The organism is Porphyromonas sp. oral taxon 278 str. W7784 (assembly GCF_000467855.2).
Lineage (GTDB): Bacteria > Bacteroidota > Bacteroidia > Bacteroidales > Porphyromonadaceae > Porphyromonas.
On record NZ_KI259241.1, the window covers coordinates 47,585 to 62,604 of the forward strand.

The 15,020-nt window shown below is 58.5% G+C and carries 11 protein-coding genes; 2 read left to right on the forward strand and 9 right to left on the reverse strand.

Annotated features, from left to right (window positions below; genetic code table 11):
- Positions 1 to 211 precede the first annotated feature (211 nt).
- The 9 genes from HMPREF1556_RS05390 to HMPREF1556_RS05430 all read right to left on the reverse strand — a co-directional run bounded on the left by HMPREF1556_RS05390 (position 212) and on the right by HMPREF1556_RS05430 (position 11,590).
- Complete coding sequence (locus HMPREF1556_RS05390; RefSeq protein ID WP_021667326.1) at positions 212 to 922, reverse strand: NAD-dependent deacylase; 711 nt, start codon at positions 920 to 922, stop codon at positions 212 to 214.
- Positions 919 to 3,078, reverse strand: a complete 2,160-nt coding sequence (locus tag HMPREF1556_RS05395) for a S46 family peptidase (protein ID WP_021667327.1) — start codon at positions 3,076 to 3,078, stop codon at positions 919 to 921. Before HMPREF1556_RS05395 ends, HMPREF1556_RS05390 begins: the two co-directional genes overlap by 4 nt.
- Positions 3,079 to 3,149: 71 nt before the next feature.
- Positions 3,150 to 3,728: a 4'-phosphopantetheinyl transferase superfamily protein gene (locus tag HMPREF1556_RS05400; protein WP_021667328.1), complete on the reverse strand. Its 579-nt coding sequence runs from the start codon at positions 3,726 to 3,728 to the stop codon at positions 3,150 to 3,152.
- On the reverse strand, positions 3,725 to 5,038 hold the full coding sequence (locus HMPREF1556_RS05405; protein ID WP_021667329.1) for a hemolysin family protein: 1,314 nt from the start codon (positions 5,036 to 5,038) through the stop codon (positions 3,725 to 3,727). Before HMPREF1556_RS05405 ends, HMPREF1556_RS05400 begins: the two co-directional genes overlap by 4 nt.
- 27 nt (positions 5,039 to 5,065) lie before the next feature.
- Positions 5,066 to 6,340, reverse strand: coding sequence for a hypothetical protein (locus tag HMPREF1556_RS05410; RefSeq protein WP_021667330.1), 1,275 nt, complete (start codon positions 6,338 to 6,340; stop codon positions 5,066 to 5,068).
- Between the two features lie 35 nt (positions 6,341 to 6,375).
- Positions 6,376 to 7,650, reverse strand: a complete 1,275-nt coding sequence (locus HMPREF1556_RS05415) for a porin (RefSeq protein ID WP_044125287.1) — start codon at positions 7,648 to 7,650, stop codon at positions 6,376 to 6,378.
- Positions 7,651 to 7,865: 215 nt separating this feature from the next.
- Complete coding sequence (locus HMPREF1556_RS05420) at positions 7,866 to 9,398, reverse strand: Do family serine endopeptidase (protein ID WP_021667332.1); 1,533 nt, start codon at positions 9,396 to 9,398, stop codon at positions 7,866 to 7,868.
- A 416-nt stretch (positions 9,399 to 9,814) separates the two neighbouring features.
- Entirely contained in the window at positions 9,815 to 11,068 is a 1,254-nt protein-coding gene (locus HMPREF1556_RS05425; protein WP_021667334.1) for a DUF2851 family protein, read from the reverse strand.
- Positions 11,069 to 11,131: 63 nt separating this feature from the next.
- Complete coding sequence (locus tag HMPREF1556_RS05430; protein WP_021667335.1) at positions 11,132 to 11,590, reverse strand: type I restriction enzyme HsdR N-terminal domain-containing protein; 459 nt, start codon at positions 11,588 to 11,590, stop codon at positions 11,132 to 11,134.
- A gap of 65 nt (positions 11,591 to 11,655) precedes the next feature.
- Here HMPREF1556_RS05430 and holA point away from each other — a divergent pair, with 65 nt between their 5' ends.
- The gene (gene holA, locus HMPREF1556_RS05435) at positions 11,656 to 12,657 is read left to right on the forward strand and encodes a DNA polymerase III subunit delta (protein ID WP_021667336.1); all 1,002 of its coding nucleotides are present in this window, start codon (positions 11,656 to 11,658) and stop codon (positions 12,655 to 12,657) included.
- A 2-nt stretch (positions 12,658 to 12,659) separates the two neighbouring features.
- On the forward strand, positions 12,660 to 14,924 hold the full coding sequence (locus tag HMPREF1556_RS05440; protein ID WP_021667337.1) for a helix-turn-helix domain-containing protein: 2,265 nt from the start codon (positions 12,660 to 12,662) through the stop codon (positions 14,922 to 14,924).
- Positions 14,925 to 15,020: the final 96 nt, after the last annotated feature.

The following is a 15,020-nucleotide window of genomic DNA, read 5'->3' on the forward strand; positions in this document are numbered from 1 at the left end:
ACCTACTGTGGGTCGCATCGACGACCTACCGTGGGTCGGTAAGGCGACCTACCGTAGGTCGTTTTTTCGCTCCGTGGAGAAGGGGCGGGAAAGGGCGCTGGGAAGCGGGCTTTCGACGGGTCGAAAGGTGGAGCAAAAAAGTAACAGAAGCCCCGACATCCGAGAGCGGATATTGGGGCTTCCAAAGAGGGGTGAAAGAGGAAGGGAAAAGCTACTTCATCAGGAGGTCGTAGAGACGACGCATTCCTTCGGTCGCTCCCGTCTCGAAGTGGATGAGATCGGGGCGGTAACTACTCCGCACGGGCTTGGGGTCGATGCAGTAGACCGGCGCACGATGAGGCACGTAGCCTAGGAGGCCAGCTGCTGGATAGACCTCGAGCGAAGTGCCGATAACTAGGAAGAGATCCGCCCGCTCCGTAGCTTCAATCGCAGGGATCATCTCGGGAACTTCTTCGCCAAACCACACGATGAAGGGACGGAGCTGATAGCCGTCGGGAGCTAAGTCCCCCACATGAAGCTCCAGCGTCGCTCCCTCGGCGGGATAGGTCACACGAGCATTGCGCACGGAGCGGTTCTTCATCAGCTCGCCGTGGAGGTGGATGACGTGGGTACTTCCCGCCCGCTCATGTAGGTCGTCGACATTCTGCGTCACGATGGTCACCCGATAGCGACGCTCCAGCTCGGCAAGAAGGCGATGTCCTTCGTTGGGCTGAGCCCCGACGAACTCCCGACGGCGCATGTTGTAGAAGTCCAGCACCCGCTGGGGATCTTGCTCCCAGCCCTCGATGCTGGCTACCTCCTGGACATTGTGCCCGGCCCAGAGGCCGTCGCTATCTCGGAAGGTCGAGAGACCACTCTCGGCACTCATCCCCGCCCCCGAGAGGACGACGAGATGAGGGCACTGGTCGTGAGAGGCATTCATCGCCGTGAGACGAGCGAGAGCTCGTCGATGAGACGAGGACACTCACCGAGCTGGTCGATGAGCAGGAGCACGTAGCGAATGTCGCAGATGATACTGCGCTGATAGGAGGGCAGGTACTGGATGTCGCCACCGACACCCTCCCAGTTGCGGTCGAAGTTGATCCCGATGAGGTCTCCGTACTTATTGAAGACGGGGCTACCGGAGTTCCCACCCGTGGTGTGGGTAGTAGCGGCGAAGTTCACGGGCATCTCATAGCCACCGGAGGCATTCTTGAAGGCCCAGCGCTGACCAGCGCCATAGAGCTGCTTAGCGTAAATCTCCTTGAGGCGGGCTGGGACGGCAAACTCCCAAGAAGTAGGATCTTCCTTCTCCATCACCCCACGGAGCGTCGTGGGTACTTGGTATTCCACCCCGTCGACGGGCGAATAGCCACGGACGTTTCCGAAGGTGAAGCGCAGGGTGCTATTGGCATCGGGCCAGAGGTTCTCTTCCCCACGCTGTGCTAGGATACCACCGACATAGGTGCGACGAGCCAGATCAATAGGATTGTCGAAGGCACGGAGCGCCCGGGTGAGTTGCTCCCGCTTGGTGCGCACCGAAGCAGCGAAGCGGGACATCAGGTCAGTGGTGAGGACGACCTGCTGTTCCTTAGGACTTAGCTTCTTGAACGCCTCGAAGCCTTCGGGGGTGGTGAAGGTCGACTGAGCGAACATCACATCGACATAGGACTCTACCGAGCCGAACTGATCTATCCCGTCGGCGATCGCTTCAGGCCAGTCCTTACGATCGATCTGGCGGGTATATTCGGCGAGCTCTGCCTTAGCGATCTTAGCATCGAGGGCCGGGAGGTAGTCCTTGTTATTATAGGCGACGAAGGCCCGATCTGTAGCGGTCAGAGGATCGTCTGCCCCTGGAGCTCGAGTTGCTTCGATGGCCTGCCAGAGACCTTCATCCAGATACCAGAACTGACGGCGCATATCCCTGCGTCCAGCGATCGCCTTGTCGATGGTAGCGATGGCTTCTGCATAGGATCGGTAGGACTTAGGAGCGTTCGCCTTCGACCATTCGAGTAGCGACTCCATCTCCTGCTGCTTGGTGGCCTTGAAGTTGTTCTTCTCGATACCGAAGTTCGCTCCGATCGCACGCTTGTAGGCATTCTGCGAGCGGGCATACTTAGCCGCATACATGATGTTCACCTTGGGATCGGCCAGCATATCCTTGAGCATGACCTCCTGACGGATCTGACGCATGTGAATGCGGATATCGTTGTCGATCGTCTTCCATTCCTCGACTTCCGATGGGAGGAAGAAGTGGTTCGTGCGCCCAGGGAAGCCCATGATCATCGCTAGGTCTTCCTTCTGGACTCCGTCGGTAGAGATGTTGAACCAGCGCTTGGGCTTCAGGGGCACATTACTCTTGGAGTAGGGCGCAGGATTGCCGTTAGCATCGGCATAGATACGGAAGATGGAGATATCGCCTGCATGGCGGGGATACTTCCAGTTGTCCGTGTCGGCACCGAACTTACCCACAGCACTGGGAGGCGCTCCTACGAAGCGGATATCCGAGTAGACCTTGTTGGTAAACATCAGATACTTATTCCCATTGTAGAAGGGGCGGATCTCTACGCTCGTCCCTGGGTGTGCCTTGAGATAAGCCTCCCCGACACGCTTGCGAGCAAGGCCGTCGAGGTAGTGGCGGGAGAGGTATTCCATGCCCGTACCCTTACGGATCTTCTTTAGCTCGGCCTGGACATAAGCCGTGACATCCTCGATCTTGTCTACGAAGGAGACGACGACACCTTCGGCAGGAAGCTCTTCGGCGAAGCTCTTCGCCCAGTAGCCATCCTCTAGGTAGTTGTGCTCGACACTACTGAGCTTCTGGATAGCATCGTAGCCACAGTGATGATTGGTCAGGACCAGGCCTTGGGAGGAGATCACCTCACCCGTACAGCCTCCGTCGAAGTGTACGACGGCGTCCTTGAGCGAGGTGCCGTTGGGGTTGTAGAGATCGTACTCCTGCATGGCGAGGCCACGCTTGACGAGCTCAGGGTACTTCTTGGAGAGTTGCTCCAGGAGCCACATCCCTTCGTCAGCTCGTGCTAGGGTGCTTACCCCAAGAGCCACGAGAAGGGCAAAGAGAGACTTACGCATAGTCATTGGTATATTAGAGTGATTAGTTAGGATCGTGAAGGGGGGTATATCGGAGGCGGTCTAAGCAGAGGAATCCCTTAGGAATGCACCCCGTAGGTGAAGAGATAGTCGGGGCGAAGCTGGTAGCCGAGCCTTAGCTGAGTACCGCCCTGTGGATAGGCTAGGATCAGCTCGGCGGGACGGAGCTCCATAGCGGTGAAGCTGAGGAGCGAAGCCCCCGGAGGATTGAAGACCTTATAGGCCGTCTCCTTGGCCGACCAGAGGAGGGAGCGTAGCTGTAGCTCAGTAAGAGGAGAGGTAGCCAGCACCCGCTCCCACTCATCAGGATGGAGGTAGCGTGAGGCTACTTCGTAGAGCTGAGGGCGGTAGGTCTCGATATCTACCCCAGGTGTGCCGTCAGGCGAAGGAGTAAGGAGCACGGCTGCATGCCCCTCGGTATGACTGATGCTGAGGGATCGGTCAGGATAGTCCAGGAGAATAGGTCTTCCGAGGGGATCGTAGCCACGGCGTGGTGTGGATTCGCCTAAGAGCTCCGAGAGGATCAGCTCGACAGCCCTCTGCTCTACACTCCTACGCTCCGATCGGGGTACTGGCGGGAAGTGAGAAAGACAAAGGGCTACCCCAAGGGGCAACCCTTCGATATGCTCAAGTATCATACTTCGCCCTCAGTAGAGGTGGCAGGTGGCGTGACCTTCACCTCGGTGATACGGAACTTCTCCAGCCCTGTGACTCGGAAGCTCCAGCCACCAGCCGTGACGACATCTCCCTTACGAGGTAGGTCTTGCTTGAGCTCAAGCACAAGACCTCCAAGGGTATCCACTTGGTCCTCGACCTTGCCGAAGATCCCAGGTTCTAGATCCAGAGCACGGAGGACGTCATTCAGAGGTGTCCCTCCCTCGAAGAGATAACTCCCGTCGGGCAGGCGCTTGTAGGGCAGTTCTTCTTCATCATATTCATCCGAGATCTCACCGACGATCTCCTCAAGGAGATCTTCCATGGTGACGATCCCGCTGGTACCTCCATATTCGTCGACGACGACAGCGATGTGCTTCTTCGTGCTGCGGAACTCCTCCAGAAGATCATCCAAAGGCTTATTCTCGGGGATAAAAAGCGCTTCGCGGATCAGCTTCTTCCAGTCAAAGTCTGCCCCCTCGTCCTTATAGGGGATGAGGTCCTTGAGATATAGGATACCTCGGATATTGTCCTCCGAATCCTCGTAAACGGGGATACGGGAGTAGCCCGAGTCCAAAGCAAAGTGGAGCATCCTGTGGAAGTCCCACGAGATGTCTATATCCACCATATCTACTCGGGGCACCATGATCTCGGAGGCCGTCTTGCTGTGGAAGTTGATGATATCTTCGAAGAGCTCCTTCTCTTCGGGTTCGTGCCCTTCGAGGAGGTCGACGGCTTGCGACAGCTCATCGACAGAGAGGTCATAGCGCTTCGGTTGCATACGCCGTGTCAGGAGACTTGTCGAGCGCATGAGGAAGGAGGAGAAGGGATTTAGGAGACTCGAAACCAAGCGCATCTTACCCGCAGAGAAGCGACTGAAGGCAAGAGGGCGTGCTTGGGCATATACCTTCGGGATGATCTCACCGAAGAGGAGCAACAGGAGCGTCAGGATGACCGTCTGCGTGAGGAAGCCTAGTACGGGTGACGAAGAGAAGTCGAAGATCAGGGTGAAGGCATATCCCGTAAGGATGACGATAGCGACATTGACCAGGTTGTTGCCTATGAGGATCGTCGCCAGCAGTCGCTCTGAGTCCTTGAGGAGCTCTAGGAGGGCATTGTCCGCAGGGTGCTCTTCCTCCTTGATCGCATCTATATCGGATGGGGATAGGGAGAAGAAGGCAACTTCCGACGAGGACATGAATGCCGAGAGGATGAGCAGGACGGCAGAGACAGCCAGTGCTATCCATGCTGCCCAAGGGATCACTTCCCTGATGACCTGACTAAATGATTCCAAGTAGAGAGAGGATTAAGTGGGAGGGGGTTAGTGCACACCTTCGTGACGGCGTACAGCATTGAGCTGGCTCTGGAGCTGGGCTTCCTTCTGTGTGAGGGCGGCCTCTAGTAGCTGGATCTCAGAGCGGAGTATAGGGCGAGCTTCTGGACGAGCCTGCCTCCACGAAGAGCGGAGACGCTCCAGACGAGCACGCTGCTCGAGGAGGTCACGGCGGAGGGTCTCGGCTGACTCAAAGGCTTGACGACCTGCCTCGGTCTTGAAGTCCGACCAGTAGCGGTAGATGGTGCTTCCCTGCAGGTGGAAGAAGAGTTCTTCCTTGGCTCTCGAGCCCTTTGTAGGACGAGGGAGCACCTCGCCATCGGTATAGAGTACGCCCGAGAGGGTAGCACGGCGGTAAGCTTCGTCGGGGCTTAGTTCGGAGGTCTCTCCACCCTTACTTCCCGAGAGGAAGGCAGGGCGCCCCGTGAAGCGATAGACATGGACCTGTCCCTCGGGAGCAAAGCGGTCACTGACGAGGATGCCCCACCCTTCTGCCTCGTGATAGGCCAGGAGATAGTCATTGAAGGGAGAGTTGTACGGCATCCCGAGGAGCGTAGGTTCGAAGAAGCTATTCCCCTGCTCCGTGAGGCGAGTCATATAGAGATCGTAGCCTCCGAGCCCCGAGGAAGTCTTCGTAGAGAAGAATAGTGTCATCCCATCCTCTAGGAGGAAGGGGCTGAGGTAGCGGGATGCACCCTCGAGGGACTTCATCTCGATCTCCTGGCGCTCCCAGGCGCTACCTGCCTTAGCTAGCCACGTGAGGGAGCCCCCAGAAGGGACGATGCTATTGCGAGCAAGAGCATCGACGAAGACGAAGAGGGGGAGTTCAGTAGATGAAGCACTATCCACACTCTGGTGCAGGTAGCGAGTAGCCACGCTAGAGAGCCCATCGGGTAGCTGGTGCTCCGAATAGAAGCGCCCTCCTCCCTGAGGAAGGAGCTCCGAGAGTTGGCTGATACGCACTAGAGCGCTATCCACGACATGCAGGGCATCTGCCGAGCTATACATCCGTTCGGCTCGGGCGATCTGTGCCTCAAGGACCTTCGCACTGTCAGGGACCGCTAGGCGCTTGCGCTGCAGGGCGGTGAAGTACTTCTCCAGCGCTGTCGAGGCCTGCTCGAACTGGTAGGCATGATAGGCTGAGAGCGCCTCCTTGAGGAGCTCTTCTGGGGTGACGACGGGAGCTTTAGGCTTGACATCCTTAGCCTCAGAGCAGAGTGGAACGAGGAGGAGCAGAGCGAGGAGGATCGATCGGATACGCATAGATCGGAGGGCTTCGAAGCGGGGTAGATCGGGGATTAGAAGACGAACTGAGCTCGTAGCTGCAGTGTGCTGTAGCTTAGGCCCTCACCACTCTTGGAGCGAAGGCGGCCTAAGGCCGTAGCGTCATCGGATAGTCCGGTGAAGGTATAGCTCAGGCCAAGCATCATCGCCGTATTGGGGTACCAGTTGAGCGCCCCGACGAGCTCGTAGCCTTGGCCGAGGAGGGGCTCTGCATCGAGGACGCTTCCTCCGGCGAGGAGCTCAAGATTGCCACCGGGCTCTACCTCGTCATGGACATTGGAGAAGGCAGCGCTCCCGTTGGAGTAGCTACGTTGCTTCCCACGGAGCATGTACGTGGCGAAGCCATAAGCGCCCCAGAAGGATGTAGCCCTGTCGCCGCCGATGATGAGCGTGCGATTCCCGTTGGAGAGACCTGCACCAGCGATCTTGGACACAAAGGTCGAGCGAAGGGCTTCTACCTGGACGAAGAAGTGATCATTGCGGTAGGCTGCCTCCAGACCACCTATAGTATAGTGCTCGATCCCAGTGAATCGCCCAGCTACGAAGGCACGATTCTCCACGGCGGAGCCAGAGTGGCCACCGAGGGAGACGATCCCCTCGTCCGAGGTCACACGCTCGGGTGTGCGGGCTACGGCAGAGAGGCCGAGATGCAGGGTATGCTCCGCTGTGTTAATGGGGCGATAGACAGCACGCATGGAGACACCATAGCCCTCGCCCAGATGATTCTCACGGGCTTGGACACGCTCACTGCTACCGCCGAAGATGCCTGCACCGAGCCAGTACTTATCGCCCCAATGTGTGCCAGCTAGCCCCCAGTGTCGTGTATAGGGGATGAGGAAGTCTAGGGGGAGTGGCGTGGTGACTGAGCCGTGGCGGGTAGAGGTATTCATCCCGATGCTCATCGGCTCGAGCTGGTGCCCTAGGACCAGGTGTGTACGGGGATTGAAGGCATAGGCAGCGTAGATATCGCAGAAGGTGACCCGCTGACCGACGTAGTTGACATCCACACGTCCCGACCACTTACCATAGCTGGAGAAGACTCCAAGGCGGGCCTGCGTGATCGAGGTACCCCCTGCCATACGGAAGGGCTCTACGCTCCCGCCACTTGCTGAGGCGCTGTTGGCGTAGGAGAAGTTGGACTTATTGACTGGGGAGAAGGCTGCCACATCGAGGGTGATACGCCCATCGACACCAAGGGTAACCTCCTCGGGCTGACCGAGGCGAAGACCTATAGCCGTCTGGGCGGAGACTTCTGGGGAAGAGAGGAGGCTACCCCCTAGGATAGCCAAAGCGATAAGCGAGTAGTTCTTGCTTCTATTCGACGATCTCATTAGAGTGAACGTAATATGTACCTAGTTACTAGCACAGGCAAAGATAGCCTTTTCGTGCTACAAAGGCGGTACGAGCGCCCCTATATATATAGTATCCCCACGGACAAGGGAGGGAGCTCAGGCTACCTCGACTCATCCGTGGGGATGCTGTATATAGACTAGGGGGAGATGCCCTAGAGCTCGATCGTGAAGGTCATCACTTCACCCGTCTGGGGATAGAAGCCACGCAGGAGAAGCGAAGCACGGCGAGAGCGACCATAGCTACCTGACTTGTCGAGGGCAGCGACTGCCTGATTGAGGTCACGCAGGGAGCGTAGAGGCGTGTCGTTAGCCGTCAGGAGGATGAAGCCCTCACGTATGCCAGCCTTCTTCAGCGCCCCAGAGCGGAGCGACTCGACGACGAGGCCGTAGGAGAGGCCGTAGTTACGCAGTTCGCCGGCACTTAGTTCCTTGAGGCTCGCTCCGAGACGGCTATCAGCGTCGGAGGAAGCACTCTTCTGAAGGAGCTTGGAGCCACCCTCCTTATTGCGGAGAGTTACCTTGAAGGTCTTCTCCGAGCCCTTGCGGTTCACCGTCACAGACACGGTATCTCCGGGGCGGAAGCGAGAGATCTGCTCCTGGAGCTGAGCAAAGGAGATGATGCGATGCCCATCGATGGCGGTGATCACGTCGCCCTTCTCTAGACCGGCAGCCAGTGCGGCACTGATCTCGGCGAAGTCAGCAACGTAGAAGCCTTCGTTGACCTTGAGTCCTTCCTTCTGGACCAGTTCGCTGGTGACATCTGCCCCCACGACGCCGAGCATACCACGCTGTACAGCGCCGTACTTCTTGATATCGGAGACGACCTTAGCGGCGATATTGATAGGCACGGCGAAGGAGTAGCCGGCATAGTTACCCGTCTGCGAATAGATCATCGTATTGATCCCGACGAGTTCGCCCGAAGCGTTCACTAGAGCGCCCCCACTATTACCGGGGTTGACGGCTGCGTCGGTCTGGATGAAGGAGGCCACACCGAGCTGATCCCCCGAGGCCGCAGGACGGGACTTAGCGCTGACGATCCCAGCGGTGACGGTGCTGGTGAGGTTGAAGGGGTTCCCCACGGCGAGCACCCATTCGCCCAGGCGAAGGTTGTCGGAGTTGCCGAAGGGGATCGTCGGCAGATCCTTAGCCTCTACCTTGATCAGAGCGATGTCACTCGAGGGGTCAGAGCCGACGAGCTTCGCCTTGAAGGTACGGTTGTCATGCAGGGTCACGGAGAGTTCGTCCCCACCGTCGACGACGTGGTTATTGGTCATGATGTAGCCATCATTGCTGATGATGACACCGGAGCCGTAGCCCACGACGGGTTCGCTACGACGGCTCCCACGAGGATCACCTCCGAAGAAGAATTCAAAGGGATCGATCATCTGCTGCTCCTGTACCTGTTGGGTCTTCTTCACCTTGATGTGAACGACCGCCTTGACCGAACTCTCGGCAGCGGGCGTCAGGTCGGGGGCGTTGCCCAGCTGACGGGAGCCGAGAGCGTAGGCGGTGTTTTGGAATCCATACTCGCTGGCCGAGGTGACGCCCTCGGGAGCGAAGCTTGAGTCATAGGCTACAGGGGCCTTGCCACTGCGAGCCATCATATGTACGGTCGTAGCTGAGGCGACGACACTTACTGCTACCAAACCTAGGATAGCCATGGATTTCTTCAATACCTTGCTCATAAGTCGTTATGTATAGCGTTAATTCTACTGGTTCGAGCGTCACCTACCCCACTTCGGGGCGCAAGGGCTTCGCTCAGCATGCCTCGTAATGAACGAGGAGGGAGCGCCGACACATATATACGAGTCTCCTCCCTCTGCTAAATAAGAGGCAAAAGCGATGCCATAGTTTAAGACCGGGCCAATTCCCTCCCTTTTTTGTGACAAAATGTACCATTTCTGTCATACTCTCCCGTGACTTCTGGAGTAAGGGAAGCGAAGGTCTCCAGCCCCTCACCTAATCCCTCCAAAATAAAACCTACGGTAGGTCGTCGATGCGACCCACTGTAGGTCGTCCTCACGACCTACAGTAGGTTTTTTCGGCGACCTTACCGTAGGGGCCTTTTTGACCCCTCCAGATCCCGCTCCACAAGCGACTTCTAGGAGAGGGTATTTTCGCACCGTTCAGCGAAGGGACAGAGCGGGCATCGATCCCGAAGACAATAGCCCTCGTGAAGCTCTAGCAGTGCCTGTGACTCCAGCGCCGTCCTCGGGGTAAGTCCCGCCTCGGCGAAAAGGCGGGTGACGTGGTTCTCCTCGGCAGGGAGACTCTCGATGAGCTGGAGGGGCGAAGGCTCATCCCTCAGCTCCTTGTAAGCCACCCGCCACGCCCGTCGGTAGGGCAGGAGGACGTTGATCGCCAGGCTAGCGCACGCTCCGAGGCTGAGGCCTCCATCCCCACGCCACTTCCCGCCACACCAGGTCTCATCGAGGGGATGGTGTAGGAGGCGGTGAAGCGCTTGGAGGGTGGAGACACGCTGGAGGTCCTCGCCCAAGAGATCGACCTTCGTCAGAAGTGAAGCCAGCTGAAGGAGGCGGTATTCGGGGAGGTTCGTTGGGCGGGTACGAGCCCGACGGAAGGTATCTGCTGGGAGGGGCTCTAGGCTGTACTTATGCTGGAGGAAGGCGAACTCCTCCCGACAGCGCTCCCGTCGCTCGCCCTCGGGGAGATAGCCGAGGAGGCCTGCCGTCCCTAGGAGGAGCGCCTCGAGCTGGAGGAGCTGATCTCGGTGCTTCTGTAGTAGGTGAAGGGGCAGACGGAAGGCAAGGCGCTCCATCGCATCATTGTTAAGTCCGAAGCCCAGATACCGCACGAAGAGGGCATAGAGCGCCTGCCCCCAGTCGCCCGACGAGCGGTGACGAAGGGCTTCGACCAGCCCCGCCTTTCGCCCCAGACGTGCACGGTAGAGGCAAGCGAGCCACGTGTGGCAGAGGTCTTCCGACACCTGCCTCAGCCCCTCCGCACAGGGGAGCATCGTCTCCCCTACGTACCCGAGGCTCGACTCCTGAGGGAGCGTTTCGGGTACCATCAGGAGGCAGGTAGGCATCTCCTCTCCGGCAGGGTGCTGGACGGCACGATTGTCCAGCTCCACGACGTGCAGGATCACCGAGCGGTAGGCGGGATCTTCGTCGTGCCCGTGCTGGTACCACTGGCTCGAGGCGTGGTGGATCTCCACACAGCCGACCCACAGGAGGTCATCGATCTGGATCTTCGCCCCGAAGAAGTCGGGACCGGCGTGATGATTGAGTACCCCAGGGTCGATGACCTCGATGCGCGCATCTCGGAGACCACCCATAGGGATGAGGCGAGCCCACAGACGACGGGCCCATATATAATGGAGGAAGGCTTCCATGGTAGACGAGGGTGAGGGCTTGGGGCGTAGAGCACCTCAAGCCGAGATCTTAGGGCTGAGGGATCAGCCCGTGACTAGCTCAGAGTAAGCGGGGAACTGGGGGAGGAAGGTGTAGGTCATCTCGTCGTAGTCGATCTGGCAGACGAGATGTTCGATACCATTACTTAGGACGAGGTAGGGGACACGGAGCACATAGTTGTAGCGGACGATCTGCTGAAGCACCGTCTCGGAGAGTGGGATGTGTGGCGCCTTGTACTCCAGGATCATCTGCGGGCGAAGTGAGCGATCATAGAGCAGGGTATCACAGCGCTTGGTCGTCGCCCCGAGCTGAAGGCCAACTTCATTCTGCATCAGCTCTTTCGGGTAGCCTCCTTCGTCCAGGAGGAAGTGGACGAAGTGCTGACGTACCCACTCCTCTGGGGTGAGACGGACGAACTTACGACGTAGCTCATCATAGATGTAGGGCTTCCCATCACGACGGGTCAGACGTGCGGGATACTTCGGGAGATTTAGCTCGATCATGACTATCTTTGTACCTAGGTCTTCGTGGGTACCAACCCCTACGAAGGTACATATTTATCGTAGAGATGCCCACGTACGACGACATTATACGAGCCCTCAAGCAGCGACGCCCTCAGCGGGTCTACCTCCTAGCGGGCGACGAACCCCTCTTCATCGATCAGATCGCTTCCTTCGCCACCTCGCACCTCATACCCGAGGAGGAGCAGGACTTCAACCAGACGATCCTCTACGGAGGAGACGTCTCTGCTCGAGATATTCTCCTCGAGGCACTGCGCTTCCCGATGATGGGGAGCCAAATGCTCGTGCTCGTACGTGAAGCCCAGCAGGTACGTGATCTAGATCAGCTCGCTCCACACCTCTCGGAGCTCCCCGAATCCACCTGCCTCATCCTCTGCTACAAGAAGAAGGCAGACAAGCGCAAGGCCCTATACAAATCCGCTAGCGCTCTGGATGCTGTCTACGAGTCCCCACGGATGTACGACTCGAAGATCCCTGACTTCATCATCAAGAGCTTCGCCGCTCGTCAGCTGAGTATCGACCCTCGTACAGCCCACCTCATGGCTGATGCTACGGGCAACGATCTAGAGAAGATCCTCCAAGAGATCGACAAGATCGCCATCGCCACCTCCGGCAAGACACGCACCATCACCCCAGAGCTCATCGAGTACTACGTCGGCATAAGTAAGGAGTACAACAACTTCGAGCTCCTCTCCGCTCTGCTGCGCCGAGACTCGGGGCGAGCCTACCGTATCGCCTTCTACTTCGCCGCCAATGAGCGCAATCATCCCATCCAGATGACCCTCTCGACGCTCTTCGGCTTCTTCTCGAACCTGATGGCTGTCTATTACCTCCCCAACCCGCAGGAGCAGAGCATCGCTGCCCTGCTGGGGATGCAGGCCTTCGTCGCCCGAGATTATGATCTGGCTCGACGGAACTACTCCGCCGCTCAGACCTTCGCTATCATCCATCACCTACGGCTCGTCGACGCCTATTCTAAGGGGGTAGACGCCTCCATCCCCAGCTCGGAACTCTACTCCGAACTCATATCCCGTATCCTATCGGCCTAGCCATGCAGCGCAAGCAATACGTCCAGGACTTCATCGCCCACACACGACGCAATATCTTCCTCACCGGCAAGGCAGGCACGGGGAAGACCACCCTCCTCCACTACATCCGAGAGCATACCTACAAGAGCTGTATCATCGCTGCGCCTACAGGCATCGCAGCGCTGAATGCCGGGGGGACGACCCTGCACTCCCTCTTCCAGCTCCCCATAGGCTCCTTCATCCCCGACTCGATGGCTCAGCTCCCATCGACCCCATCCCAGCTCTTCGTCACCCCGAGGGACTTTCGTCGGCATGTACATCTGCAGGAGCGGAAGATCCGCCTACTTCAGGCGCTGGAGCTCCTGGTGATCGATGAGGTGAGTATGCTTCGTGCCGACACGCTGGACCTCGTGGATCTGGTCCTGAGAAGTGTGCGCCGTAGCCCCCTACCCTTCGGTGGAGTGCAGGTGCTCTTCATCGGGGATCTCCTCCAGCTCCCACCCGTGGTGAAGCCTCAGGAGTGGAGCGTGCTCAGCCAGTATTACCCCAGCCTCTTCTTCTTCCACGCACAGGTACTACAGCGGTATCCGCCCCTCTACATCGAGCTGACGCATGTCTATCGTCAGGAGGATGAGCGCTTCATCGGTCTGCTGAATCACCTGCGCTACAGCCAGCTCACCAGCGACGATCTCTCTTGGCTGAAGAGTCGGGTGCGTCCCTCCTTCGACCCAATAAAGAACGAGGGCTATGTGACCCTGACGACGCACAACGCCCGTGCCGATGAGATCAACCGCAAGGCACTCGAAGCCCTGCCCGGTGCCTACCAAGACTATCATGCTCGTATCGCTGGGGACTTCCCCGAGCACCTCTATCCCCTAGAGCCGATGCTCCGCCTAAAAATCGGGGCTCGAGTGATGATGATCAAGAACGATACCCAGCAACCCCGACGCTTCTACAACGGTATGCTTGGCACTGTCGAAGAGATGACGGATAAGAAGCTCTTCGTACGGCTGGAGGACGGCGAACTACTAGACGTACCGCTCTACTCCTGGGAGAATGCCCGATACCAACTCAACGAACAGACGGGCGACACCGAGCCAGACATCCAGGGCGTCTTCAAGCACTTCCCCGTTCGCCTAGCATGGGCCATCACCATCCACAAGAGCCAAGGTCTTACCTTCGACCGAGCGGCCATCGACCTCGAGGCGGCCTTTGCTTCGGGACAGGCTTACGTAGCACTCTCCCGTCTGCGCTCTCCTGAGGGTCTGGTCCTACTCTCCCCGCTTAGCTCAGAGACACTCTCTGTACCGAGCCTCATCACCGACTACGAGAAGACCCAGTCCAGCGACACAGAGCTCGAGCAAATTCTCTCGAGCGACAAGCTCAGCTACTGGGAGGCGGAGACGATCTCTGCCTTCAATTGGGCTGCTATCTCCGACCTCTACCGCCAGCATGCCTACAGCTATCGTATCGAGAGCGACCGCAGTAAGAAGAGTGCCTTCGGGGACTGGGCGCTGGAGCAGTCCGCTCGTATGGATGAGCTCCGAGGGGTAGCGGATCGGTTTATCCACCAGCTCCACAGCCTCTATGCAGGGGGCGAGGCAGCTCTCCCCCAGATCGCACGGCGTGTCGAGGAGGCTACCCGCTACTTCCTCCCTCGCTGGCGTCAGCTCTTCTCCAGCCTGATGGAGACACAGCATCAGGTGCGAGGCATGAAGAAGGTGAAGGAATTCATCGCTGAGCTCGACCTCCTCTACGGCCAGACCGTCCGACAGGTACGAGCCCTGCTGCGCATCGAGGGGAGCATGCAGTCCCTCTCCACGGGCCTCTATCCCGACCGACAGACGATCCAGGTCGAGGAGCGTCTAGAGGCATGGCTCAAGGAGGCGAAGGCCGAGGTGAAGATCCCCTACGTCGTCCCCGGCGAAGAAGGCCCGACGAGCAAGAAGACCGCCAAGGAGAAGAAGGCGAAAGAGCCCCGCATCTCGACGCAGGAGAAGACCCTAGAGCTCCTCCGCTCGGGGATAACACCTCTAGAGGTAGCCAGCGAGCGAAGCCTGAGCATCGGCACGATCTACGCCCACATCGCCCAGCTCCTCGAGCAGGGACTCCTCAGTGACGAGGAGGCACTCATCTCCCCAGAGAAGCTCGAGGAACTCTCGCCCTACTTCGCCGAGATGGACGAAGCAGCGGGCCTCAAGCCCATTTACGAAGCAACCTCAGGACGCTACGACTACCACGAGCTCCGGCTCTACCTCTCGGCCTATCGTCACCGACGACGCAAGTAGGCTGAGCGATACGGCACGGGCTGGCGCCTCGAGAGGCGTCAGCCCGTGCTGTGTAAATAGGGGCCTTGGGAGGGGGCAAAAAGGGACCTACGGTAG

What these genes read in the sequence shown, in the direction of transcription:
- HMPREF1556_RS05390 (WP_021667326.1), bottom strand. Translation starts at nt 922, where the DNA reads ATGAATGCCTCTCACGACCAGTGCCCTCATCTCGTCGTCCTCTCGGGG.
- HMPREF1556_RS05395 (WP_021667327.1), bottom strand. Translation starts at nt 3,078, where the DNA reads ATGACTATGCGTAAGTCTCTCTTTGCCCTTCTCGTGGCTCTTGGGGTA.
- HMPREF1556_RS05400 (WP_021667328.1), bottom strand. Translation starts at nt 3,728, where the DNA reads ATGATACTTGAGCATATCGAAGGGTTGCCCCTTGGGGTAGCCCTTTGT.
- HMPREF1556_RS05410 (WP_021667330.1), bottom strand. Translation starts at nt 6,340, where the DNA reads ATGCGTATCCGATCGATCCTCCTCGCTCTGCTCCTCCTCGTTCCACTC.
- HMPREF1556_RS05420 (WP_021667332.1), bottom strand. Translation starts at nt 9,398, where the DNA reads ATGAGCAAGGTATTGAAGAAATCCATGGCTATCCTAGGTTTGGTAGCA.
- HMPREF1556_RS05425 (WP_021667334.1), bottom strand. Translation starts at nt 11,068, where the DNA reads ATGGAAGCCTTCCTCCATTATATATGGGCCCGTCGTCTGTGGGCTCGC.
- HMPREF1556_RS05430 (WP_021667335.1), bottom strand. Translation starts at nt 11,590, where the DNA reads ATGATCGAGCTAAATCTCCCGAAGTATCCCGCACGTCTGACCCGTCGT.
- holA (WP_021667336.1), top strand. Translation starts at nt 11,656, where the DNA reads ATGCCCACGTACGACGACATTATACGAGCCCTCAAGCAGCGACGCCCT.
- HMPREF1556_RS05440 (WP_021667337.1), top strand. Translation starts at nt 12,660, where the DNA reads ATGCAGCGCAAGCAATACGTCCAGGACTTCATCGCCCACACACGACGC.